Source organism: Nafulsella turpanensis ZLM-10, from assembly GCF_000346615.1.
GTDB classification, from domain to species: domain Bacteria; phylum Bacteroidota; class Bacteroidia; order Cytophagales; family Cyclobacteriaceae; genus Nafulsella; species Nafulsella turpanensis.
In genome coordinates, this window is record NZ_ANNU01000059.1 from 1 (window position 1) to 24,939 (window position 24,939).

Consider the following 24,939-nt stretch of genomic DNA (forward strand, 5'->3'; position numbering starts at 1 on the left):
AAAACATAAAAAAAGTGGCCGGAATTTCTTCCGACCACTCATGGTGCTGCAGGGCCTCTTTTTTAAATTCTTTTTCTTACTTCTGAAGAGAAGGCACTTCCATAATGAGGCGATTGGTGTGCGCCTTCTGGTCGATGGAAGAAAATATGGGTTCTGCTACGCGCATATTCGAAGCAGGCTCCTGGCCAATCCGAGCATTTACGCCAGAGATCATTTGCAGGGCCATCGCCAGCAGTGGCTCTTCTATATCACCTAAAGCTTTCAGTGGCAACTGAAAATCTTTTACTTCCACATCAGGAGCAAAGCCATGGCTATATTCTGACTCTCCCTGGCTGTTAAATATTTTGAACACGATTGGAAGGAGACCATATGGGTTTTCCGGATTTTTGGTATCATCAATCGGCACAGAGCCTACGTTTTTACCAACTGTTTTCTCCCCAATCAGGTGCACATCCATATAAGGCTCCAGCCCGTTTATAATCAGTTCACTGGCAGAAGCTGTTCTGGAACCTATCAGCACGTAAATTCTTCCGGATGACAATGAATTACCTATATTTTCGGCTTTGTTTTTAAACTTCCCTCTCAGGATATCATCTCCATTTGCCTGACTGTTAAAGTAATCAGTCATCAGCTTATTCCATTTATTTTCGTAGAACACTTTACTGTCGTCTACTCCTTTACCTAAAAGGCTGCCCAGGTTGGTTGCGGAAGAGATAGCCCCACCACTATTATAGCGGAGGTCTAGTACAATATCGCTTACCCCCTGTGCCTTGAAATCGGATATTATCTGGTCCATTTCCAGGTCATACTCATTGGAATTAAGACCGGGAGAGAAGAAATTATATACATAATAACCTACTTTGTGGCTTCCAACCGTATAGACAGTATCGAGGTGAGAAGGATTCTCGGCCAGTTCCATTACACTCAGCGAAAGCTCCGGTTGCTCTTCATAGGCAGCCACCTCCTCATCGTACCGCTTATAAATGATGGAATGGTTCGAGGAAAGCTGCCCTACCATATCTTTATAATTAGACGTATTAATACTCTGCCCGTTAATCTTAGTAATAACATCGCCACGTTTTAAACCCGCCTCATCGGCTGGCGAGCCTTCTTTTACATACAGCAGTACTGCCAAAACTCCAGTTCCACTCTGGTCCTCTTTTACCAGCATATATTCATAGCCGGCTTCCATATTCACTCCGTTAAGAGAGTTCATGAGCTCCTCATAATCAGGAATGATAAAAGAGAAACGGTCTTCAGAAGAAAGCAAGGCATCGAAATAATCGGAAGGATCCTGCTTATTATCTGGTGCTTCAGGCATCTGATCTGTCCAGTAATAAACCTCATCCATTACCCCATAAATCCAGTCATTAATAGCTGCTACACCAGTAGTATCAGCGGCTGGCTCCTCTTCTGTTACCGGAAGTATTTCCTCCTCTTCCTTGGCACAGCTCACAAACAAACCCATGCCTAACAAAATGGCAGCAGCATATTTTAATCCTCTGTTTTCAAATATCATCTTATAATTATTTTTATTTTTCAGATTTCCCTGGAATAATATTCTGCTAAAGAAGTGAATTATGAAGAAGGAAGTTCCTTCCACTAATAAATATTTTCAAATATATCTGGAAATAAATATCAAACAAAAGCAACAGAACCTACTCCTTTTCTACCGCTGGCACCGCACAACAACCGGACCTACAAGTCTCCTCCACTCCGGCTTCTGTTTCCCCCTTCGGCTCCTGCTCCTTTCCCTGCACAAGCAGGGCACCATTGACACCGACTGGCCCATACAGGTTGATGGCCTGCCTTGGGCTAAGCACCTCTATCTTTTCAAACCGTATATCCTTCAGAGAATCTGCAGGTATTACCTTCCCATCTTTTACCACGAGCAGTTCCGGCCTTTTCTCTTTAATTTTCACTACGAGCGCCCCTCCTGCCCCGGCTAAACCATATATACTCCTAGCATCCCGGCCAGAGAGATAATCCATGCTTTCGATTTCTTCCCAGGAGAGCCCCGCCAGTTCTTTATGGCTCGACAACTCCCCGTCAATTACCACCAACAAAGTAGAATCCTGCTGTGCCTTTAACGGCAAACTAATGAATAGCAGACTGAAAATTACCAGAACAGGCACCACCTTAGCAGTGGTACTTAACATGATTTTTATGCTTCTCATATTCTTTCTCTTTTTAAAGCTAATTACAAAAAGCATTCCATTCTTGACATATCATCCTGCCTGCCTCAGCTATTAAAACTCTTTTATCAGGTTTATCAATTTCTCCTGACCTGCTCCACCGGAAGCGAATGCTCCATGAATTCAACCTACTGATTTTCAGTCAAATAAACAGAGCGCCGGGTAAACCTATAAATAAGGTTAGCGTAAATTAAAATATGTTGAACATAAATATAGAAATGATGGAAAACAGAGATAGAGACAGAAAACAAATGAATCCTGACCAAAAGGCGAGCCAGACAGGGGCCGAAAACAGAGCTGGTACCCGCGACCGGTCAGCCGAAGCCAGAGGAGAAAATACTCGGGAGGCTAATCGCGCAGAAATTGATGGCAAAAAAGGAAAAATAAAGACTGAACATACAGAACCCACCGGTAAAACCAGCGCGATACCTGGTGCAGAAAGCAAAGAAGAGGGTACCGCTTCTGCAGGTGCAGGATTAGGTGGCAACAAAGGGACGGGTACCAGAAATAAAAAAGACTTTTCCTAAAAAAGTGGTTGCACAATAAGCCCGAAGCAGGTAGCGGAAGTTACCTGCTTTTTCTATTGGTTGGAGCCGCCGAAAGAAAGCCTCAGCACCCTTTTTACGACTCTTCCATTCTTCCATATTTCATATTTTCACCCCTCTTTCACAACAGGACCTTCTCCAGCTTCATTGATTTCTGTTAACGCAGAAATCCATTACCCTGCCATACCCATCCAATCATTTAAATGGCAGCCATAAGATATTTGTTATAAATATGAAACAGGAATTTGCTTACGATTGGCACCGGCAAAACTCTTCCCTGTTTTCCATCCATTTCAGGAGGATAGGTTAGACCTTCAACCATGATGAGTAGTCTACCTTTTCATCCGGTCTCATCAACCGCAACAAACAGGATATAAAGCATAAAATATTGTTACTAAAACACTAACTATTCCTGAACAATCCGGTTAATGTGCTTATATTTATTGAACAATTTATTTTTTTATCAGGGCATTAATTACTGATGAAAGCAGGTTATTCACAAACTTACCATAACTATTTAGCGTATACCGCTAAAATCAGCTAACAGGAAGTAGCGCGAAAAATTCAGGCAGGAAAGCCTTGTTCCGGAGAAAGTTTAAAAGACAGAAAAACCTGCCATTACCGCCTCTTCTTTCCGTGTATTTGTGCAGGTGAAAGAGGCCTTAATACATTGCCTAAAGAGTGTGTGCAAATGGACAAATAAGATGTAAAGCAGGGAAAAGATGGGAACATTCGCCAATAAAATAATTACAAGAGACAGAAAAAGGTCGAGACCTGAGAAAGCAGAAGCCTCTTCTGATAATAGGATAGAGGTAAATCCGGCATGGATTGTCCGGGCCTTATTCAGGATAACTGCCCTATTGGTAGTATTGAACCTGCTGGCCATATTTACCTGGCTGGAGGGGGGCTATGAGCAGGCGCTGGGGCTTGTTCCCGGCTTTAACATGGATAAAGAAGCGAATATACCTACTTTTTTTTCCGGCCTAATTCTCTTAACCGCGGGCGGCTTATTCGGCTTAATTGCCTGGTACAAAAAGAAATACCTGGAACCTAATGTACTCCATTGGGCTCTTTTGGCCGGGGTGTTTATTTGTATGGCCTTAGATGAAGTAGCTAGCTTTCATGAGCATCTTATTCTTCCTTTAAGGAACAGCTTAAATCTTTCAGGGATATTCTACTACTCTTGGGTGCTGGTAGGAATGGCCTTTTTACTTGCTTTTGCTGCTCTGTATTTAAAATTTTTCTTTTCCCTTCCTGCCAGGTTCAGGTGGGGGTTCTTCTTGGCAGGATGTGTATATGTAGCCGGTGCCCTTGGAATGGAATTAATTGGTGGCTTCTTTGCTGAACAGGATGGCTTAATAAACTTACGGTATGCCCTCATTACCACGGTAGAAGAAACCATGGAGCTGATTGGCATCATATTACTGATTAAATTTCTTTTAATCTATCTACAGGAGCAAACCGATATACATGCGTTAAGCCTGGTTTTAAAAAAGTAATCGTTCTCATACGGCCTCCATTATTCACCAGATAAGCTCCACTACTCCTTTACCACTCCACCGCTTACTTTTGGCTGAGGAAAGATTAATGAAAACACCACCGACAGGGCCAGTACTGCAAAAATGAAGAGCAGGCTGTGCATAATTTCCACCTCAACAATATCGATCAGGAGCATTTTAAGCCCTACAAATACCAGAATAGCCGCCAGTCCGTATTTAAGGTAATGAAACAGGTGCAGGGTTCCTTCCAGCACAAAATACAAAGCCCGAAGCCCCAGAATAGCAAAAATATTAGAGGAATACACGATAAAAGGATTTGCTGAGATAGACAGCACCGCAGGAATAGAATCCACCGCAAATATTAAATCGCTTATCTCAATACTTACCAGTGCCATAAACAGCGGTGTAAAAAAGCGCTTCCCCTCTTTTTTTATCCAGAATCGCTCCCCATGGAATTCCGGCACCAGGCGAATATGGCGGCTTAACCATTTATACCAGCGGCTTTCCTTCAGGTCCAGTTCCTCTTCCTTCTCCACTACAGATTTAATGCCTCCGTATACCAGAAAAGCGCCCAGAACATACAGGCTTGCATGGAAATATTCTACCAGAGCAAAACCGGCAAAGATAAAGATGGCCCGCATAACAATAGCGCCCAGCACACCCCAGAACAGCACCTTATGCTGGTAAGCAGCCGGTACACCAAAGGTGGAAAAGAGCAAAACGAACACAAAGAGGTTATCGACACTCAGCGATTTCTCCAGCACATAAGCGGTAAGAAATTCCAGCGCGAGTTCCTCTCCCTTCCATACATACACCCCATAGTTAAACACCATGGCCAACGCTATCCAGAAAACACTCCATGCGGCCGCTTCCTTTAACTTTACAGGCTCATTTTTCCGGTTAAAGACAAACAAATCCAGACACAGCAGAAGCAGTATCAAAATATTAAAACCAACAAAGTATAGTGCATCCATTTTTTCTTTCTGTTTATTCCCTCGCCTGCTCCTTTGTTTTACCAATAATCAAAGACGCCTAAAAGGTCAAAATGTAGGTTCGGCTTTCTGTAGCTTAACCGGCAAATTACATATTATCTTCAAATAAAAATAGAACGATATCAGGATTAAATTTAAAAACCTTCCGCCAGGATCTGGGAAAGCCTACAGGCAGAACTTCAGCCGCCACCGCCTATCCTTTTATTTTTCCACTCAAAAAATGAGCAGCCAAATACCAGTGTTTAACCTTTGTTTATTTGTTGTTTTACGTAAACATTTGCATAATTATCCGTTAAGAAGAAAAGAGTTACTACCTTTGCAGCCCAAATTAAACAGCATGAAAAAAGAATATATCCTTAGCATCCTTCTCATTATTCTTTCCGCGGTGGGCGCATGGGCACAAGGAGCGACCGGCACCATAAGTGGAATCGTAACAGATGCCGAAAATGAAATGCCACTCGAATATGCTACCATTTCGCTCTTTAGCCAGGCAGATTCCTCCCTTGTTACCGGCACCACCACCAATACGGAAGGTGAATTTGTACTGAATGCCCCCTACGGCCGTTACTACGCCCTTATTCAGTTTCTTTCTTTCGGAAGCGAATACCGGAATGATATTGTATTGAATGCGGCCAATCCTGAAATTGAACTGGGAACTATTGCCCTTTCCCCTGATGCTAAAACATTATCGGAAGTAGAAGTAACAGCTCAAAAAAGCCAGATGCAGCTGGCCCTCGATAAAAAAATATTTAATGTGGGTGAATCGCTTGCCCGGGTGGGTGGCTCTGCCAGCGATATTCTCGATAATATCCCTTCTGTTACCGTCGATGTTGAGGGCAATGTTGCCCTTCGCGGGAGCCAGAATGTGCAGATCCTGATTGACGGAAAGCCATCGGGGCTTGTAGGAATTAGCGGTGCAGAAGCGCTCCGCTCCCTCCCGGCCGATATGATTGAACGGGTGGAAGTTATTACCAACCCCTCGGCCCGCTACCAGGCCGAAGGGGTGGCTGGTATCATTAACATCATCCTCAAGAAAGAGAGAAGAGACGGCATTAATGGCTCAGTAAGTGCAAATGTAGGTTACCCGAGCAACTATGGCGCTTCCCTTAACTTTAACTACCGTAAAAACTGGTACAATTTGTTTGTCAACTATGGTATTCGCTATTACGATTTCAGCAGTGAGGGCTACCAGGAAAGGACCTACTTCACTGTAGAGGACCCACTTACCGATGTCAAACATATTGAAACGCTCAACCTTAATAACCGCCAGGGCTTCTCCAACAACATCCGCTTTGGCTCAGATTTTTTCCTGAACGAACGTAATACCCTAAGCACTTCTTTCCTGTACCGTGCCTCTTCGGGCGAGTCTGCCGAGGAACTTACTTACCTGAATTACAACCTCTATGAAGCCCTCCTCAACTCAAGCCTCCGGAATTCAGTTGAAGAAGAAACAGAGCCCACCATGGAAGCTGAACTTAATTACCGCCGCACCTACGAGCGGGAAGGACAGCTCTTAACAGCTACCTTCCAGGCCAGCAGAGAATCTGAAATAGAGGAATCTACCATCAGCGAAAGGCAGAGAGGCGACTTAGACGAGGTGTTCCTTCGCCAGAATACCATAAACGACGAAGGTGAAAAGAGCTTCCTTTTCCAGACAGACTATACTCATCCTTTTGGAGAAGAGGGCCGCTGGGAAGCAGGGGTTCGGGCCAACTGGGATGAGAATACGAATATTTATGATGTAAACCAGGTAATAGATGGTGACTGGGTCTTCCTCGATAGCCTATCCAATAGCTTTATCTATACCGAAAATGTGTATGCCGCTTATGGAATACTGGGCAATAAGCCCGGGCGCTTTTCTTACCAGCTAGGGCTAAGGGCCGAGTACAGTGATATTAATTCTGAGCTACTGGAATCAGGCGAAGAGTACCCCAGAAACTACCTGAGCCTTTTCCCAAGCACCCACTTTACCTATGCGCTTACCGACAACAGTTCAGTGGAGTGGAGCTACAGCCGCCGCATCCGTCGTCCGGGCGGTCGCTGGCTTAACCCCTTCATTAGCCAGGAAGATAAATACAGCGTTCGCACGGGTAATCCAAGGCTCGATCCGGAGTTTACCAATTCTGTAGAACTAGGCTACCTCCGCCACCTGCCTTTTGCCTCCATTACCAGCAGTATATACTATCGCCACACTACTGATATTATCGAAAGAGTTACCACCACCATTGAAACCGACAGTTTTCCCATACAGGTAAGCATGCCTATGAATCTGGCTACTGAAAACGCCTATGGTCTGGAACTGGTACTGAATGCTGATATTGCCGAGTGGTGGACCACCAATACTAATTTCAACTTTTACCGGCAGATAATTGAGGGTGGTGAACTGGAAGGCTATGAAAACCTGGACCTGTACAGCGATACCTATACCTGGAACGCCAGGACCAATATGCAGTTTAAAATTGCCAAAGGCCTGAGTGCCCAAAGCACCTTCTTTTACCGTGCCCCTATGGAGCGGACACAGGGCCGCACAAAGGCTTTATATATTGTCGATGCAGGAATTAGCAAAGACCTTTTCAATAAAAGAGGAAACCTTACCCTGAGTGTGAGTGATGTGCTGAACACCCGCCGCTGGAGATCAATTACCATTACCGATGACTTCATCAGCGAAGGGGAATTCCAGTGGCGCCCCCGTACCTTTACCCTTGGGTTTACCTACCAGCTTCGCAGGTCGAACAAGCGTGGCGAACGTCCTAACCGCGAGCAGCGCCAGCAGGATAATGGTGATGCAGAGGAAATGGACTTTTAAGGACCAGGGAAAACTTAAACAAAATAAGCCGGCAGAGGAAACTCGCCGGTTTTTTTATTCTAATCAAAGGGGCAAAGCTAAATTACCCTCCAGTCCTTTTACTTTAAAGTTAAACAACAGCCACGCAAAATTTACAGGATATGCTTGCGCGTACCATCTGTTTGCCACACTTTTACTGAACAAACATTCAGCAGCAAAATGAAAGGAGACGATAAACGCGGGGCTATTCTGAAGGCGACCATGGAACTGATTACGGAGCATGGCTTTCATGCCACCCCCATGTCCATGATTGCCAAACAGGCAGGGGTGGCGGCCGGCACCATTTACAACTATTTCCCCAGCAAAGAGGTGCTCATTAACCAGCTGTACGGGGAGCTTAGGCAGAAAATAGATCTGGATTTGCAGCAGGGAGAGGAGGCTGGCGGAAATCTGCGCGACCGCTTTTTTAGCTTTTACCGCAGACTCTTTCACTGCTTTATGGAAAACCCCGAGGAGTTTATGTTCTTAGAGCAGTACACCAATTCTCCTTTTATAAGCCAGTCGGGCGAAGGCGAAATGCGTCAATTTCCCCGGGTGGTGGTAGATTTTTTGAAAAATGGAACAGAAGTGGGCATCCTCCGGCAAATGGATATCGCCCTTATGGCAGCTATTGTCCACGGACAGGTTGTAGCCACCACCAAACTTCATTTGTCCGGTACTTTAGATATAACGGAAGAGCGCCTGGAGAAGGCAGCCCAATCGTGCTGGGACAGTGTTAAAATTACTTAACCACAGCAGTACGAAACCATTAAGGGGCAAGTGAGCCTACAGACAGATGTGGCGTTTTTTACCAATCAGAAACAGCAGAAAGCCGCACCCAGGACCTTACTAAACTGAATATCAATAAATTACCATTACCTCAGTGCAACATAAAGCTCCCTGATTAAGTAAAATAAGGTATAGAAAAGCCTGGAAAGGCTTATTTTTTCACTTAAAGAGAAGGAATTATGGCAATCAACGATAAAATTAAAGAAAGAAGAAAAGATTACAATCCAAACCTGACAGGCGACAAATCGGTGAATGTTAAAACAGATCGTAAAGATGCGGCCGATGTGCCGGCAACAAGGCAAAAAGATGTGACTTCAAAAAAGAAAGAAGATAAAAAGGAAGACTAAAAAGCAGAAGCTTTTAAAGAAGGAAGGTTGCTTCGGAATAATCCGAAGCAACCTTTTTTATTTTAGTTTTAATGCAGGAGTCCTATTCCTCCTCGTAAAAAACCATAAGGGGCACGCGGGTTTCTTTGGCCACCTCTTTGGTGTGATTTTTGGCAAACATGCCCTTGAAAAATGATTTATGGTAATGTGCCATCGACAATACCACTCCTGCACTATTGGCAATGGCCTGTTGCAGCCCTTCTTCCACTTCGTCGGCAATTAACAATTCCTGGTTGAGGTAAGGGTAAGATAGCGTATCCTGCACTTCTTCGCTAAAACCTCTGTAGCGCAGCCGCTCTTCCTTCGTATCTTTTTTAATAACATGCACTATTCTGAGGCGGGCATCAAATAATTTGGCAAAGCCGGCCAGTTCTTCAAGGTTTTGCATGTCCTCCTCCCGGTAGGCGGCGGCATATACAATTTCGCGTGGCTTTTGAAATGGAACACCGGCAGGCACTGCCAGCACGGGTAGTCGACAATTCTCCACAATTTCCTCACCCTTGCCGCCGGAAAAAAAGGTGTTCCAGCCTTTATTTCGCGAAAGACCTATCACCACTAAGTCAGCTGCTATCTCTTCCGATAAATCTTCCACCACCTCAGCAGGGCTTCCTTCCTTTGCCATCTGGTGAAGCTTTAAACCGGCATACTTCTCTTCCTTTTTTAACTCCTCCACATAAGCCTCGAGCTTTTTAACAGCATTTTTGCGGTGGGCAACAACCCGGTTTTCCATTTCTGCCACAAAATCGTGTGGCATTTTATAAGCATGCAAAAGGGTACATTCGGCTTTTGTCGCAAGCGCCAACTCCAGCGCATACAGCAGGGCACTGTTGGCCGTTTCAGAAAAATCGGTGGGTATAAGTATGTGTCTCATCATATAGAGTAACAGTTGAGTATAGCTGATGTTTTAATTTTATAAAATGAGTAAGAAATCCGCCCTGGCGGGGCAGTTCCTATGATATTCTTTTTATGCTCCTGCAATTTTATCCCCTCCCGGTTAAAGGAACGGTTATTACTCATGAATGGCCAGTAATGGCACGTGGCTATGCCGGGCCAGCTTTTTGGTGATACTGCTATGAAAAAGCCCCTCAAAAAAGCCATGTTGTCTTGGAATGGCAGCAAGCAATCCAACTTCCTCCTGCTCTACAAAATCCAGGATACCTTCTTCAGCATCTTCACTTTCAATCATTTCGACTTCATAATCCATACCCTGAAACTCCTGGCGTATATGCTCCAGCTCCTGCAGTTCTTTTCCGCTCAGCTCTTCTTCTGCTGTGTGCACGTTCAGCACACATATATCATCCGGCTTAAATAATTCGGCCAGGTATCTCAGCTGTTTCAGCACTGCCTCCCGCTCATAAGTTTTAAGGTCGGTGGCAAAGGCCATTTTGCGGAAGGGCCGGTAAGCAACCTTGTCTGGTACAAGCAACAGCGGAGCCTTTGAATGTTCCAGCGCATACAGGGGCAGGCTACCCAGCAGGCGTTCCAGCTTCCCAGCCTTTTCATTTGCCACTACCACCAAATCGACCTTTTTGCTCTTAGCCAGATCGTTTATATTGTTCATGGCAGATCCTAACTGCATAACGCACTCAAAATCAAGTCCGGAGGGCTTTAGATAGCCTTCTTCCAGCTCCAGCATATGCTCCCGGGCCTGTGCCTGCATTTGGTCCACCAGAATAGCCTGGTCGGTTACATAAGCCGTTCCTAAGCCCATAACCGGACCAGTAGCAGGCAGCTGGAAGGAGTGCAGCACGATCAGGCGGGTGCCACCTGCTTCCTTCGCCAGCCCAATGGCAAATTTAAGCGCATTAACAGCGGCCTCTGAAAAATCGGTGGAAAGTAGAATATTTCTGGTTTTATCCATAGAAGTGAGGCATTTTACCGCCTAAAGCGGTACAGGTTAAAGATAGCTTTTAGAAGGTTAACCAGATAAGGGGCTTCAGGTTTAGATCTTACAGCCGGGCCAGAAAATTCGGAGGCCTGTAAATTAATTTGGCTAATTAATTGTTTAACCTTAAATTTCATTAAAAAGGAGAAGAGGGCTCTGCAGAGCAGCCGGAGCAAAGCAGTAATATGTACGCAGTAATTGATATTGAAACCACCGGGGGTAATTATCGCTGGGGACGCATAACCGAAATAGCTATATTTATACATAACGGACTGGAGGTAATCGAGGAGTTCAGTACCCTCATCAATCCCGAAATTCCTATTCCATATTTTATCACGCAGCTCACGGGCATATCGGACGACATGGTTCGGGAGGCTCCCATTTTTGCCGAGGTGGCCGATACCATTGCAGCCCTTACCAAAGACCATATTTTTGTAGCCCATAACTCCCAGTTCGACTATACCTTTATCCGCCACGAATTCCGCAAATTAGGCCGGGAGTTTGATCGCCCAACGCTTTGTACGGTAAAGGCCAGCCGTAAAGTAATTCCCCACCAGTCCTCCTATAGCCTTGGCAGATTATGCGAACAGCTAAGTATTGGTCTCGATAACCGGCACCGGGCCGGTGGTGATGCTGCTGCCACCGTTAAGCTACTCGAACTGCTACTGCAAAAAGATAAAGACAACCAGCTGGCTGCCCTGGTAGCCTGGGAGCATAGTGGCTCCATCTATAATAAGTACCTCCAGAATACCACCATAGAAGACCTGCCCCAATCACCGGGGCTCCTCTACCTGATAGGAGCCGATGATGAAATTTTGTATATCGACAGCGCCCGGAATATCCGTCGCAAAGCGCTCAGCCACCTCAAGAATAAAGGCGGCCGCGCTACTGTAAATGTACGGGAACAAATAAAAGATGTAGCCTTTGAAGAAACCGGCACTTACCTGATTGCACAACTGCAAGCTCATGAGGAGGTGCTAAGAAACAAACCGCGGCTGAATCCTAAACCAAAAGTAAAAGGGCAGCCCCTGAAGTGGTACATCCTCCCCGACCTTCAGCTGGACGGCTTTTTTCACCTGAAGCTCGAGCGGCAGGAAATTAATGGAAAAACCAGCTCCTTCAAAACTAAAAAAGAGGCGCTACAGGCACTGGAGAGCTTAATTACTACCTTTGCGCTTTGCGCTGCCTTCACTCCTCTTTCCGGCAAACAGACTACCTGCTCCGGGTCTCTTTCCTCCTGTAAAGGCGCCTGCCGGCAGCAGGAAGCCCCGTCGGATTATAATAAACGGGTAGATGCAGCCCTTCAGAGCATGGAAGCCTCCACCAACCAGCTGATTGTGGAAAAAGGCCGAAACCCCTCTGAGAAAGCGCTGATAAGAATAGAAAACAACCATTCGGTTAGCTGGGGATATTTAAATTTACAGGATAAGGCCTATGATACTTCCGGTATGGCAGAGCAGGCTACCCAGGTTTGCCGCTCCCCGGAAGCCACTGAAATTGCCCTGCAATACCTGCTGAAAAACCCTGTACAGGAAATTATCAATTACTAATCTATGCTTTACTTTTATGGCTAAGAAAAGCCTCTACCAGGAGTTTAAAGAGTTTGCCGTTAAAGGAAATATGCTGGACCTGGCCATCGGCATTATTATTGGCACTGCCTTTACTAAAATTGTGAATACCCTGGTACAGTCGGTGCTTATGCCTGCCCTGGGCATGATGGTGGGTAGTTTCGACTTTAAATACCTCCAGTGGGTGTTAAAAGAAGGAGAACTCGATGCCGATGGAAATGAGGTGGTGGCGCCGGTCATTATCAAATACGGAGAGTTTATTCAGGCGGCATTCGATTTTTTTATTATTGCCGTGGTCGTTTTTGCTTTTGTAAAGCTCATTAATGGCTGGAAAAGAAAAGCCGACGATCCCGGGAATAAAGAAATTCCAACTCCTAAAGAAATTCAGCTACTCTCGGAAATACGAGATTTGCTGAAGAAAGACCAAAGCACCTCGTCCACGCCATAGATAACTGGAGTGGTTAAGATTTTCAGATACTTAACCTCCTGCTAGGAGTTGTAGTGCTTAATTTTTCCTTTAGACGCAACTTCTTTATTGCGGCTAATGTCGTAGCTTTCATAAGTGGCCGTCATGTAAATGTTTCCCCAGTGCCAGCCATCATTTTCCAGCATCCCTAAAAGAAGTTTGCGCCTCAGTCGTAACCTTTCCTTGTCCATTCGTATATCCTCATTTTCCTGTTTAAATGGAATGGCGGATTGGCGGAGGCGCTCCATCCTGAAAGGACCAGGCTCGTTATTAGAGGGTTCAATAAATGCGTTTGCCAGCGTTGCCAGATAGTCGGAAATAGCAAAGCGAAGAGGATAAATCTGCTGTTCAATGGTATATGTTTCGTTGTGCCCGTAAAGCAGAAGGATACTCAGAGCCTCATCCAGCGTTACCAGGTTAATGGCAAGTGCCTCCTGGTGCAGGTGCGAGTGAAAATTATGTAGCACTGGATAAGCCACATGTTTTTGGGCCTGGCTCATAATACTGTCTGTTAAAGAACCAAAGTGCTGCGTCAGCCGGCTAAAGTCTTTGCCGTTCCAGGCATTGATTAAAATTTCCTCCGGCGAAGCGCCTAACGAATGGATATAAATACTGGTTTTTCGCTTTTCCATTTCGGCAGAAAGCACCGGCACCAGATAAGTAATGGCCAGGGTAATGGTAACAAAACCCGAAAAAGATATAACCGCTGAATAAACGCTCCACCAGCCTCCTCCAGGCTTAAAGTCTCCATTCCCCATGGTAGAAAGTACATAGCCGGTAAAATAAAGCTTATCTATCGGGCCGGCAGAAGCATTCGTCCCTGAATAAAGGACAGAGTCGGGGGCAGACAGGTAAATAAGGAAGTTACCTATCCAAAGCATCAGAATCCAGCCAAACAACCAGGCAGCTACTGTAAACATACCTGCATAGTTTAACATTCTGCTTTCTCCCCTGCCTTGTCCACACCAGTGAAAAAAATTCCATATTACCGACCGAAGGCGGGTAGAAAAGAAGCCGGTTCCCCGAGGGGCTAACGTACTAACCAATACATCTACACCTGCCAGACATACAATCACTATCCCTGCTACGAGAAAAACATAATTCATTTATTACAGTACTTTTATTTTTTCGGCATCAGGCGGAGCTTATCTTTACTCTTTCTGTTAACTTACAGAACTGCCCTTAAGAATATCTGTTATGGAAATACCTTCTGCAGGAGAAAAAGTTATTGCCACCTGCCCTTTAGGTTCTAAAAATAAAGAGGACAAACTGTGGCTAACAGAAGAACACCTGCAGCTGCTGTACAGAGGACAGCTTAAGGTATTTGCACTTGAGAACCTCCGGCAGCTGGCATTTAACCATCGCAAACTAATGCTTCCGCTGGTAGCAGGGGGTGTAACAGCTACTTTAAGCCTTGTCGCCATTTTTAAGCTTTTTTATAATCCATGGCTCATGCTCAGCTTACTGGTAGCAGGTTGCCTGGCTGCCTTTATAGGCTTCAGGGGAAGCTGGGTTCTTACCGTACAGGAAGAAAAATACCATTCCGACTTCTTCCTGCCGACTATTACCCCTGCTTTACAGTCGTTTGTACAATACACCAATACCTTTACCGGCCATCAGCCTAAAGGAATACTGTATCTTCCTTTATTTGCTGAAAGCAGTGCAAATCTCAGCAATCGCGAATACTTTACCCTACCAGCTGAGCAGCGTCTCTACTACCGGCAGGAGTTGGGCAGCCTCCCCGCCGACTTCCACTTTATTCTGCCTCTCAACAGCCTGGATCCTGCTGTACATATCAACTGGAAAACTGATCCTCCATCAGGGAAAATCCTTCCCTTCCTGCAAAAAGGCAGCCGCCTTAACTTAAAGGAACATCCGCCGGTTCTCCGCCAACGGGCATAGTCAATATTCGCCTTTTATCGAAGTGGTCGCTCCACTTCCCCTTTTGTACTGACTTTCTTCTCTTTAAAGTAGTTGATGATCCCTCCCATCCTGATGATCTCCTTCTGGCGCTCACTAAGCTGGGAAAAACTCACTTCATAATTCTCCTCTTTGGTTTCATTTATCAGCACTACAGGTTCCTCTTTATTTAAGGATTCCAGAAGTCCTTTTAGCTTTACCACATCTCCTTCTTCTATACGCTCATAATCATCCGGGTTTACAAACTCAAGAGGCAGTACTCCAAAGTTGATGAGGTTTTGCCAGCCCAGGCGCGCATAGCTTTTGGCCACTACCGCTACCTGCCCTAAAAATTTAGGCGCAATGGCGGCATGTTCCCGGCTACTGCCCTGGGCATAATTTTCGCCGGCAATCACAATGTGGCCACCAAATTCTTCGCGAGCCTCCAATGCCCTGTCGTGGAAGCTTTCATCAATTACCGCAAAAGCCCATTTACTTATAGCAGGGATATTACTTCGGTAAGGGAGCACAACTGCCCCGGCCCGAAGAATTTCATCAGTACTCACATTATCAGGCATTTTTAAAAGAACCGGTACCCGGTAGTTCTGCTGCAGAGGCTCAAACTGGGGTAATGTCTTGATATTCGGTCCTTTTACCAGCTCAATGTTCTCTCCGCTTTCGGGCGGCGCAATGAGCAGTTGGGTATTAATAAGCTCCTGTTCTACCGGCTGGTATTTCGGATACTTTATACCCAGCTCTTTTTCAAGGTCCCTGGGGTCGGTTATCTTTCCGGTCAGGGCCGCGGCGGCGAGGGTTTCGGGACTGCAGAGGTATACCTGGTCATCGAGTGTACCGCTTCGCCCGGGGAAGTTCCTGGGCATGGTCCGGAGGCTAATGGTAGAAGTTGCCGGTGCCTGGCCCATGCCTATACAGCCCATACAACCCGACTGGTGGAAACGCCCCCCGGAGGCAATCAGGTTCTGGAACTGACCCGAGGCGGCAAGGTTCTGGATCAGCTGGCGGGAGGTAGGGTTAATGTCGAAGGAGAGATCTGTATGAGCCGTACGGCCTTCCATAATAGCCCCTACTATCCAGAAATCGCGAAGGCCCGGATTCGCGGAAGAGCCCAGCACTACCTGCCCTACCTCCCGGCCTGCCACCTCGCTTACCGGCACCACATTTCCCGGTGAGCTGGGCAGGGCAATCAGCGGCACCAAATCATCCAGCACAATTTCATCGTGCAGGTCATATTCAGCACTTTCATCGGGTAAAATTTCCTTAAAATCTTCTTCCCGCCCCTGTGCTTTTAAAAACTTTCTAATCATCTCATCGGCCGGAAAAACAGTGGTGGTAGCGCCCAATTCCGTCCCCATATTGGCAATCACGTGCCGGTCCATGGCCTGCAGGTTATCGAGCCCGGGTCCGTAATATTCAATTACCATACCCCTGCAGCCCTTTACATCATAACGTCTGAGCATTTCCAGCACTACATCTTTGGCACTTACCCAATCGGGCAGCTTACCGCTTAGCTTTACACCCAGTACTTTAGGCATTTTAAAATAAAGAGGCTCACCTGCCATGGCAAAGGCAACATCGAGTCCGCCGGCTCCCAGCGCCAGCATACCCAGTGAACCGGATGCAGGGGTGTGGCTGTCGGAACCTACCAGCGTTTTACCTGGTTTGCCAAAACGTTCCATATGCACAGGGTGGCTTACTCCATTACCGGGTCTGCTAAACCACAAACCAAACTTTTGCGCTGCCGACTGTAAGAAGAGGTGGTCATCGGCATTTTTAAAATCGGTTTGCAGGAGGTTATGGTCTACATACTGCACCGAAATTTCGGTTTTCACCCTCCTGAGCCCCATCGCCTCCAGCTCCAGCATAACAAGGGTGCCGGTGGCATCCTGGGTTAAGGTCTGGTCTATACGAATACCAATTTCCTTTCCAGGCTCCATTTCTCCTTTCAGCAAATGATCTTTTATTAGTTTTTGGGTAACGTTATAGGCTTGGCTCATGGCAGTGGTCTTTAAGGGTAAAAAAGTATAAATCTTTCAGGCAAAGTATTTTAATTCCTTTTTAACATTCAAGACAGATGCATTGTTAAATTTCTTTCCAACTTTCCTCCTACCCGGAGGAGAGAAAATGGAGGATGGCAAAGCAGGGTAAAAAAGAGAACCAGCCAAGGTACTGCTAAAGGCTGTTAGCGGAATTATACAATCAGCAGGCATTTATGTATCTTTGCCCCTTATAAGGAAGGAAAATTCACCAAAGCTTTTAAAAGACTGAAAGCAGCACTAAATTGCGTCTCTTTTTGTGCCTGCAGCTACTTTCACATCTACTGCACAAATAGGATATATTTAAATTATTTACCCTATGCAACCAAAGCCAGAAGGCATAGAATATACTAAAAAGATATATAAGCCCATTATTCCCCGTACCGAATACTGGCCGGTTGTTCAGTTAAGCCGGAATAAAAAAAAGTTTATTGAGCAGGTTGCGGAGCAGGGACTGGAAAGAATACTGGAAATAAAGCCAAGCAGAGCCGCCCTAATCGAAGAACTTGAAACCACCCTGCACCGTGAGAAGCTCCGCATCAAACAGAATCCATGGGCAGTAGATCCGGAAGATGATGCTGCCTTTTGGCTTGATGTGCAAAAAAAGCTCGTAACCTTATCGCACGATACAACCGGAAAAACCAATGGGCAGGAAAAAGAGCTGCTCCGCAGCATTACCACCCGTTATGCTGAAGAAATTGCAGGGAGCTTCAGGCCTTCTTCCTATCGTTTTGCCCGCCGGGCTATTACTTTTGGCTTTGCCCGCCTGCTCAACGCTTCCAGGGTAAAAGGCTTAAGCTCTCTGTGGAGCAACCAGTATAGCCTGCAGGATAAGCTCCATATTACCGGCGAAACCGATCAGGTTAGGGCGCTGGCTAAAAAAGGCGTGGTGGTAATGGTCCCAACTCACTTCAGCAACCTCGATTCTATCCTGATTGGCTGGGTGATTCACGTACTCGGACTCCCTCCCTTTGTCTATGGCGCAGGACTCAACCTGTTCAATATCGGCGTAATCGCCTATTTCATGAACAGCCTAGGTGCCTATAAGGTTGACCGCCGGAAAAAGAACCTGGTGTACCTCGAAACACTGAAGTCTTACTCCAGCCTGGCCATGCAGAATGGCTGCCATAGCCTTTTCTTTCCGGGGGGTACCCGTTCGCGTTCAGGTAAGCTGGAGAAACGCCTCAAACTGGGGCTGCTCAACAGTGCCATGGAGGCCCAGCGCGAAATGTATGAAAAGAATGAGGCCGCCGATGCCCGAAAAATATTTATCGTTCCGGTTACCATCAATTATAACTTTGTGCTGGAAGCGCCCAGCCTGATTAACGAATACCTGAAAATAAAAGGCCAGGAACGATATTATGTAGAGTCGGATAAGTACTCTTCTTCCTACAAAATCACAAAGTTCCTCCTAAAGTTCTTTACCCGTGGTTCAGACATTTCTGTTTCTATAGGGAAAGGAATGGACCTGCTCGGCAATTTTGTAGATGATGAAGGCAAGAGCTACGACAATAACGGAAAGGTAATCGATACCCGCGACTATTTTATGTCGAACGGAAAGGTTACGAAAGATAAGCAGCGCGAGCAGGAGTATACCCGCATGCTCAGTGAGGCTATTGTAAAAGAGTACCACCGCATTAACAGGGTATTCCCCAGCCACCTGGTCGCTTTTATAGCCTTCCAGATTCTGCAGAAGAAGTTCCCGAAGCTGGACCTCTTCAGCCTGCTTCGCCTGCCCGAAGATGAGCTCATCATTCCATACGAGCAGTTTAAAGATACCTTCTCGAGGCTCCGCGACGAAATTATGAAGCTCTACCAGCAGGGAAAGGTACATGTAGACCCTAAGTTAACCGGGGACATGGATGTGGCTATTAACCACGGCATCAAGAGTGTGGGCATGTACCACAGCAAACGGCCGTTAATGAAAAACAAGGCTGGCGATGTAACGACCGAAGACATGAACACCCTGTTCTACTATCATAACCGCCTGTCTGGCTATGAGCTTGAAGAGTATGTTTGAGCAGAACGGTTCAAATAAGCCCGTAGGAGTTATCGGTGCCGGAAGCTTTGGCCTTGCCATGGCTAATATGCTGGCCCGTAAAAATGATGTGCTGCTCTATGCCCGCCGCCCGGAAGCGGTGGAGTATATCCAGTCTCATGAAACCTATAAGGGAAAGCCTCTTCACCAGCGCATAAAAGCGATCAACAATATGCAGGAGCTGGCGGAGCGTTGCAGCGTGATCTTTCCTATAGTGCCGGCCGCAAACTTTCGGGCGATGATGAAAGATCTGGCCCCTCACCTGCATCCCTATCATATCCTTATTCATGGCACCAAAGGGCTGGACATTTGCCTGCCCAAAGGAGGAAGAACCAAAGACATGCCGCCTATTGACCGGAGCTGCATCCGTACGATGAGTGAGGTAATACGTGAGGAAAGTGTGGTAGTTCGGATAGGCTGCCTGGCCGGCCCGAACCTGGCGACTGAACTGGTGCAGCAGCAGCCTGCTGCCACGGTGGTAGCCAGCCATTTTCGCGAAGTAATTAACGAAGGAATTCGACTGCTTCGAAACGAGCGCTTTCAGGTATATGGCAGCTCCGATCTGATAGGTGTGGAGCTTTGTGGCGTGCTTAAAAACATTATTGCCATTGCCGCAGGCGGCCTCAGTGGCCTGGGGCTTGGCGAAAACGCCCGTGCTCTCCTTATCAGCCGTGGAATGGTAGAAATGATTTACCTTGGCAGAGCCCTCGGTGGAAATGTTCAGGCCTTTATCGGCCTGGCCGGCGTGGGCGATCTGGTAGCCACCTGCACCAGTCGCCTGAGCCGGAACTTTACCGTTGGCTACAGGCTGGCACAGGGCGAAACCCTGGACCAGATTCTTTCTACTATGGAAGAAACAGCCGAGGGGGTGCAGACGGTTAAAATCATGACCGAAATAGCCGACAACCTCAATGTTCGCGCCCCCATTACACAAATGCTCCACAAAGTCCTGTTCGAGAACATGAAGGTGGAAGAGGCGCTGCAGTACCTGATGAAGTATCCATTTAATACAGATGTGGATTTTCTGTAAGGCCTCAATATTATTTTTTCAACGCCTCTGCTTTTTTACCTATGCCAAAACAGGAGCGTACTATCTATCTCCTTTTCCTCTTTTGCAAAGAAAGAGCAACTCCACTCCTACTGTTGTGGATGTTACCCTTTTTCAGCAACTTCTCCGGCCTTAAAGCCGGAGAAATCTCACATGCCCCATCGCCTGTGCAGCCCCTGGTATTTGAGGACACCGTGCGCCGTTTTAATCCTTCGCTTGTGCTCCTGCTTACCGATACCAGCAGGCTGGCAAAAGAAGAAGTTCAAAGCCGCCGTTTCTACAGCAGGCTGGAAAACCTTTTTTCCCGTACAAGACTCACAAGCCGCTTATTTGACCTCCTGTTTGTAGAACCTGAGCGCATGACTACTCCACCTGATCAGCTGCCGGGCAATGATAGCACAAAAGAGCGGCACCAGACAGTCGAAGATAAAGTTATTGGAGAGATTACTATACAAAGACTCGATATTTTTGGCCCCAGCCTTAACGACACTTCCCGGCAGGCAGCCAACTGGTTAATGCAGGCAGGCAACCGCTTTCATACCCCTACCCGCAAACAGGTAATCAGGAAGACCCTTTTAATTGAACCAGGCAACCCGGCAGACCCGCTGGCACTGGCAGAAAGTGAACGTCTTATACGGGAGCTCGCCTTTATCCGCGATGCCCGGATCTTTCTACAGCCAAGGAGTCCGGCTTCCGATACTGTAGATGTACTTCTGCTGACACAGGATGTATTTCCATACTCCGTCGGTGGTTCCTTTAACGGGCTGGATGAGTCTTCCCTCCGACTCAATAACTACAACCTCGCCGGCTTTGGGCATATATTTAGCAGCGAGTTTCTCTTCGACCAGGACCAGCAACCCGTTTTAGGCTACCGTGGTATATACGCGGTTCAAAATATTGGCGGATTATTTATTAACAGCCGGGCAGAATTTTCCCATACAGAAAATGAGCGCCATATAGGCGGCAGTCTCCAAAGGAACTTCTTTACCTCTGATGTTCGCTGGGCAGGTGGCCTACAGCTTAACCGAACTACTTTAAAAAGAGAAGTTAGAAATATCAGCGAGGAGCAGGACACGCTCCTTCAGTACCGCTACCATTATGCCAACGCCTGGCTCGGACATGCTTTTAATTTAGGTGGCCCAACCACCAGGGAGGCAGCAGACCAGCAGCCAATGCTGGTGCTGGCCGGCCGTTTTGCCAGAACCAATTTTCGGGAGAGGCCTGCGGTTAGTGCAGAGGAGCAGGCTTTTTTTCACAACCGCATTCTTTATTTAGGCAGTATCGGCTGGAGCAGCCGATACTACTTCCGCGACCGCTATATTTACGGCTTTGGCCGAACCGAGGATGTTCCCTACGGCTACCTGATCAATCTTACCTTTGGCCTCGAAAATGGAGAGTTTACGGACAGGCCCTATGCCGGTTTAAGCCTGCAAAGAGGCCGGTATGTAGCCGGCATTGGTTATTTATCCGGTCGGCTCGAGCTGGAAACCTACTTCCGCGAAAATGGCACTATGGAACAGCGGCTCCTGCACCTGCACTCGAGGTACTTCAGTCCGCTGATGAGCGCTGGCCGGTATCGCTTCCGCCAGCTCCTCTCCTTTGACTACACTTATGGTGACCGCCGCTTTGACCATGAGTTTCTGCAGATCGGTGATGAAAGCATTCGTGGGTTATATATTGGTGAAAAGAGAGGAACACAACGCCTGGCCCTGCACCTCGAAACAATTGCCTTTACTCCTTTCCGCTTTTTAGGCTTTGAAACGGCCGGCTTTGCCTTTGCAGATCTGGCTTACCTCAACAGCCGCACCTACCTCAGTTTAAAAGGCTCAAGCTATACAGGTATTGGATTGGGGCTACGTATACGTAATGAAAACTTCACCTTTAACACCTTTCAGCTCCGAGCTTCTTATTACCCAAATAATGCAGAAAAAAGCTTTGGTTTTATCCTCTCTGCCATTCCCTCCCTTCTTTTTAACGACTTCAGCATAGGGCAGCCAGGCCCATTTCAGTTTCGTTAAACAATTCTGGGGGCTTATGAGCTACTTATATATGAAAGATTTTGCAGGTGTATTCTTGATGTTGCTGCTGGTAATGGCGGGCATTCTTGCTTTTGTTTTTCTCTCCGAGCTACTTGGCTTCGTCGGGATGGCCATTCTGGAAATTATTATCGTGGTAGGCATTATCCTCCTGGCCATCCGCCTGATAAAGCCTCGCCCCTGAAATAATCCTGATCCGGCTAAATCTGCCACGGGAATGGCATCTAAACCAAAGCTTCTATTATACTGCTATACTGCAGAATGAAGCCCGTTCTCCGCTAACCTTACCGCTGAGGTAGCAGAAAACCTCTCATCTCCTTATCTCCCTTCGTTTTAATACTTTAATTTGTGTTGGATTCCTTTTAATGAACTGTATGAAGCGCCCTTTTTACCTGATTTTTGATATGGATGGAGTACTGGTCGATAATCATCAGTACCATGTAAAAGCCTGGAACGAATTCTGTTCGCGCTACCATAAACACCTGAGCAAAGAAGAATTTGACCGCTATGTCAATGGCCGTACCGTCACAGAGGTTACCACCTATCTTTTCGGGCCTGAGACTTCAAAGGAAAAAATTCTGGAGTACAGTAACGAAAAAGAAGAAATCTATCGTTCTTTTTACAGGCCACACCTCAAGCCGGTCGAAGGTCTGCTTCCTTTTCTGCAAAAGTGCAGGGAAGATGATATACCTACTGCAGTAGCCACCTCGGCTCCCACTATCAATATGGACTTTACGCTCGATACCCTTGGATTGAAGCAGTATTTTTCTGTATTGAAGGACAGCGCGGGTATTGAAAAAGGAAAGCCTGACCCTGAAATTTACCTGCAGACGGCAAATGCCTTAAATGCTCCACCAGCCGGGTGTGTCGTCTTTGAAGATTCTCTCTCCGGCATTAGGGCAGGCAAAGCAGCTGGCATGAAGGTAGTCGCCCTCATCACCACCCACCCCGCGGCAGAGCTGCAGGAAAGTGGTGCCGACCTGCTGGTCAGGAATTTCGAGTCTGTTGAAACTAAGCAGCTGCAAAATTTAGTTTATCAAAAAAAGTAACTAAACTGACGAATGCGAAAAAGTGTCTTTTATTCCTGCTTTCTGCTCCTGTGCATTTACCTGCTTCCCCTTTCAGCTTTCGCACAGCAGGAAAGCGGTATTCCAATCGCCAAAGTAAAATACAACGGCGGTGGTGACTGGTACGCCAATAAAACAGCCCTGCCAAACTTAATTGAATTCTGCAACCAGCAGCTAAACATGAACCTGGCAGAGAAAGACGCTGTGGTGGAAGTGGGAAGCCCGGAGCTTTTTGCCTACCCCTATGTGTACCTGACAGGGCATGGTAACGTGGTTTTTAATGAGCAGGAGGCAGAAAATCTTCGGAACTACCTGATTGCCGGGGGCTTCCTGCACATAGATGATAACTATGGCCTCTACAAATTTATCAGGTTGGAGATGAAAAAGGTCTTCCCTGAGCTCGACTTCGTAGAGCTACCTCCTTCCCACCCAATTTACCATCAAAAATTTAGCTTCCCGGAGGGTTTACCCAAAATTCATGAGCATGATGGAAAGCCCCCCCAGGGCTTTGGGCTGATTTATAAGGGTAGATTAGTTAGCTTTTTCTCCTACGAAAGTGATTTGGGCAATGGCTGGGAAGATCAAAGCGTGCACAACAACCCTGAGGCCATTCGACAGCAGGCATTAAAAATGGGCGCCAATATTTTATCTTTTGCCTTTACACAGGAATAAATTTTTCTTTCCGGTATTTTTTTTCATTTTCTTCCGTGACAAAAAAGCTCTTTTTCGGTTTTTAGGTAAAAGAGTTAATTTTTCTAGTCACCATTTTATTAATTTTTTAACAAGTGATAATTATAATATTTTTTATTGCCCACTGGTATTTATCCCTCTTCTGCCAGAGCTTCTTTTTACACCGTTATGCCGCCCATAAAATGTTTAGCATGAGTAAAGGGTGGGAAAAGTTCTTTTATATTTTTACCTGGGCCTGCCAGGGCTCATCCTATCTTAGTCCCCGGGCTTATGCTGTTCTCCACAGGATGCACCATGCTTATTCCGATACGCCCAAAGACCCGCACTCGCCCCACCATACCGAAAATATTTTTACCATGATGTGGAGGACCAGAAACATTTATAACGATGTTTTCCACTACCAGGAGGTTCCGGAAGAACGTTTCAGCAAAGGAATTCCCGACTGGGCTACTTTCGACCGGGTGGCATCTTCTTACCTAACCCGCCTGGGCTGGGGACTATTTTATGTAATTTTCTATGTGCTATGCATCTCTGTATTTGATTTCTGGGGCACGCACTGGAGTATGTATTTCCTCCTTCCTATTCATTTCCTGATGGGCCCAGTCCATGGAGCCATTGTTAACTGGAGCGGCCATAAATACGGCTACGCCAATTTCGATAATAACGATAAGTCCAAGAATTCCCTGCTCCTTGACTTCCTGATGATGGGAGAGCTGTTCCAGAACAACCACCACAAACTTCCTAAACGAGCAAACTTTGCGGTTAAATGGTTTGAATTTGACCCTACCTATCCGGTGGTTAAAGTTTTACATTACTGTCGCATCATCCGGTTAAAACCCGGAGCCTGATTTTCTAAGCTCTTATTTACTTTTTTCCCAGGCAGCCCCTTCCGGCTGCCTTTTTTTTATCCATTTCTAAAATGATAAAACTTTAAACTATTTTATTAGTTATTAAACTA

Annotated in this window: 22 protein-coding genes; 15 read left to right on the top strand and 7 right to left on the bottom strand. The window is 46.4% G+C overall.

Annotated elements, in window-relative coordinates:
• Window positions 1–76: 76 nt before the first annotated feature.
• Window positions 77–1,519, bottom strand: a complete 1,443-nt coding sequence (locus F752_RS0119590; protein ID WP_152425224.1) for a S41 family peptidase — start codon at window positions 1,517–1,519, stop codon at window positions 77–79.
• 139 nt (window positions 1,520–1,658) lie between these two features.
• Complete coding sequence (locus tag F752_RS0119595; RefSeq protein WP_152425225.1) at window positions 1,659–2,177, bottom strand: hypothetical protein; 519 nt, start codon at window positions 2,175–2,177, stop codon at window positions 1,659–1,661.
• Window positions 2,178–2,392: 215 nt separating this feature from the next.
• On the opposite strand from F752_RS0119595, the gene F752_RS0119600 reads away from it, so the two are divergent.
• A complete protein-coding gene (locus tag F752_RS0119600) occupies window positions 2,393–2,722 on the top strand; it encodes a hypothetical protein (protein ID WP_017733447.1) in 330 nt (109 codons plus the stop codon).
• Between the two features lie 740 nt (window positions 2,723–3,462).
• Window positions 3,463–4,239 (top strand): hypothetical protein, encoded by a 777-nt coding sequence (locus F752_RS0119615; protein ID WP_017733449.1) that lies wholly within the window; start codon window positions 3,463–3,465, stop codon window positions 4,237–4,239.
• Between the two features lie 41 nt (window positions 4,240–4,280).
• Here F752_RS0119615 and F752_RS0119620 read toward each other — a convergent pair whose 3' ends face one another.
• Window positions 4,281–5,213: a TerC/Alx family metal homeostasis membrane protein gene (locus F752_RS0119620; protein ID WP_017733450.1), complete on the bottom strand. Its 933-nt coding sequence runs from the start codon at window positions 5,211–5,213 to the stop codon at window positions 4,281–4,283.
• 355 nt (window positions 5,214–5,568) lie between these two features.
• On the opposite strand from F752_RS0119620, the gene F752_RS0119625 reads away from it, so the two are divergent.
• The 3 genes from F752_RS0119625 (at window position 5,569) to F752_RS26335 (ending at window position 9,191) form a co-directional block, all read left to right on the top strand.
• Complete coding sequence (locus F752_RS0119625) at window positions 5,569–8,037, top strand: TonB-dependent receptor (protein WP_017733451.1); 2,469 nt, start codon at window positions 5,569–5,571, stop codon at window positions 8,035–8,037.
• A gap of 198 nt (window positions 8,038–8,235) precedes the next feature.
• Window positions 8,236–8,805, top strand: coding sequence for a TetR/AcrR family transcriptional regulator (locus F752_RS0119635; protein ID WP_017733453.1), 570 nt, complete (start codon window positions 8,236–8,238; stop codon window positions 8,803–8,805).
• 218 nt (window positions 8,806–9,023) lie between these two features.
• Window positions 9,024–9,191, top strand: a complete 168-nt coding sequence (locus F752_RS26335; RefSeq protein ID WP_017733454.1) for a hypothetical protein — start codon at window positions 9,024–9,026, stop codon at window positions 9,189–9,191.
• Between the two features lie 82 nt (window positions 9,192–9,273).
• Here the strand turns inward: F752_RS26335 and F752_RS0119645 are convergent, their stop codons facing one another.
• Window positions 9,274–10,104 carry a universal stress protein gene (locus F752_RS0119645; RefSeq protein ID WP_081604617.1) on the bottom strand — a complete coding sequence of 277 codons (831 nt, stop codon included), beginning with the start codon at window positions 10,102–10,104 and terminating at the stop codon, window positions 9,274–9,276.
• 135 nt (window positions 10,105–10,239) lie between these two features.
• Window positions 10,240–11,091 (bottom strand): universal stress protein, encoded by an 852-nt coding sequence (locus F752_RS0119650; RefSeq protein ID WP_017733456.1) that lies wholly within the window; start codon window positions 11,089–11,091, stop codon window positions 10,240–10,242.
• Window positions 11,092–11,300: 209 nt separating this feature from the next.
• On the opposite strand from F752_RS0119650, the gene F752_RS25575 reads away from it, so the two are divergent.
• Together F752_RS25575 and mscL are read left to right on the top strand one after the other, a co-directional pair.
• On the top strand, window positions 11,301–12,665 hold the full coding sequence (locus F752_RS25575; protein WP_017733458.1) for an exonuclease domain-containing protein: 1,365 nt from the start codon (window positions 11,301–11,303) through the stop codon (window positions 12,663–12,665).
• A gap of 16 nt (window positions 12,666–12,681) precedes the next feature.
• Entirely contained in the window at window positions 12,682–13,131 is a 450-nt protein-coding gene (mscL, locus tag F752_RS0119665) for a large-conductance mechanosensitive channel protein MscL (protein WP_017733459.1), read from the top strand.
• Between the two features lie 41 nt (window positions 13,132–13,172).
• On the opposite strand, the gene F752_RS0119670 is transcribed toward mscL, so the two are convergent.
• Window positions 13,173–14,255: a two pore domain potassium channel family protein gene (locus F752_RS0119670; RefSeq protein WP_017733460.1), complete on the bottom strand. Its 1,083-nt coding sequence runs from the start codon at window positions 14,253–14,255 to the stop codon at window positions 13,173–13,175.
• 91 nt (window positions 14,256–14,346) lie between these two features.
• On the opposite strand from F752_RS0119670, the gene F752_RS0119675 reads away from it, so the two are divergent.
• Entirely contained in the window at window positions 14,347–15,051 is a 705-nt protein-coding gene (locus F752_RS0119675; protein WP_017733461.1) for a hypothetical protein, read from the top strand.
• A gap of 14 nt (window positions 15,052–15,065) precedes the next feature.
• Here F752_RS0119675 and F752_RS0119680 read toward each other — a convergent pair whose 3' ends face one another.
• The gene (locus tag F752_RS0119680; RefSeq protein WP_017733462.1) at window positions 15,066–17,063 is read right to left on the bottom strand and encodes an aconitate hydratase; all 1,998 of its coding nucleotides are present in this window, start codon (window positions 17,061–17,063) and stop codon (window positions 15,066–15,068) included.
• A 358-nt stretch (window positions 17,064–17,421) separates the two neighbouring features.
• On the opposite strand from F752_RS0119680, the gene F752_RS0119685 reads away from it, so the two are divergent.
• The 7 genes from F752_RS0119685 (at window position 17,422) to F752_RS0119715 (ending at window position 24,829) form a co-directional block, all read left to right on the top strand.
• Window positions 17,422–19,122: a 1-acyl-sn-glycerol-3-phosphate acyltransferase gene (locus F752_RS0119685; RefSeq protein WP_017733463.1), complete on the top strand. Its 1,701-nt coding sequence runs from the start codon at window positions 17,422–17,424 to the stop codon at window positions 19,120–19,122.
• Entirely contained in the window at window positions 19,115–20,170 is a 1,056-nt protein-coding gene (locus F752_RS0119690; RefSeq protein WP_017733464.1) for an NAD(P)H-dependent glycerol-3-phosphate dehydrogenase, read from the top strand. Before F752_RS0119685 ends, F752_RS0119690 begins: the two co-directional genes overlap by 8 nt.
• 41 nt (window positions 20,171–20,211) lie before the next feature.
• A complete protein-coding gene (locus F752_RS0119695; protein ID WP_152425226.1) occupies window positions 20,212–22,206 on the top strand; it encodes a BamA/TamA family outer membrane protein in 1,995 nt (664 codons plus the stop codon).
• A gap of 31 nt (window positions 22,207–22,237) precedes the next feature.
• Window positions 22,238–22,408: a hypothetical protein gene (locus tag F752_RS26455; protein ID WP_169331916.1), complete on the top strand. Its 171-nt coding sequence runs from the start codon at window positions 22,238–22,240 to the stop codon at window positions 22,406–22,408.
• A 190-nt stretch (window positions 22,409–22,598) separates the two neighbouring features.
• Window positions 22,599–23,273: an HAD family hydrolase gene (locus F752_RS0119705; protein WP_017733467.1), complete on the top strand. Its 675-nt coding sequence runs from the start codon at window positions 22,599–22,601 to the stop codon at window positions 23,271–23,273.
• A gap of 12 nt (window positions 23,274–23,285) precedes the next feature.
• Window positions 23,286–23,963, top strand: coding sequence for a DUF4159 domain-containing protein (locus F752_RS0119710; protein ID WP_017733468.1), 678 nt, complete (start codon window positions 23,286–23,288; stop codon window positions 23,961–23,963).
• A gap of 113 nt (window positions 23,964–24,076) precedes the next feature.
• Complete coding sequence (locus F752_RS0119715) at window positions 24,077–24,829, top strand: acyl-CoA desaturase (protein ID WP_017733469.1); 753 nt, start codon at window positions 24,077–24,079, stop codon at window positions 24,827–24,829.
• The last annotated feature ends 110 nt before the right edge of the window (window positions 24,830–24,939 follow it).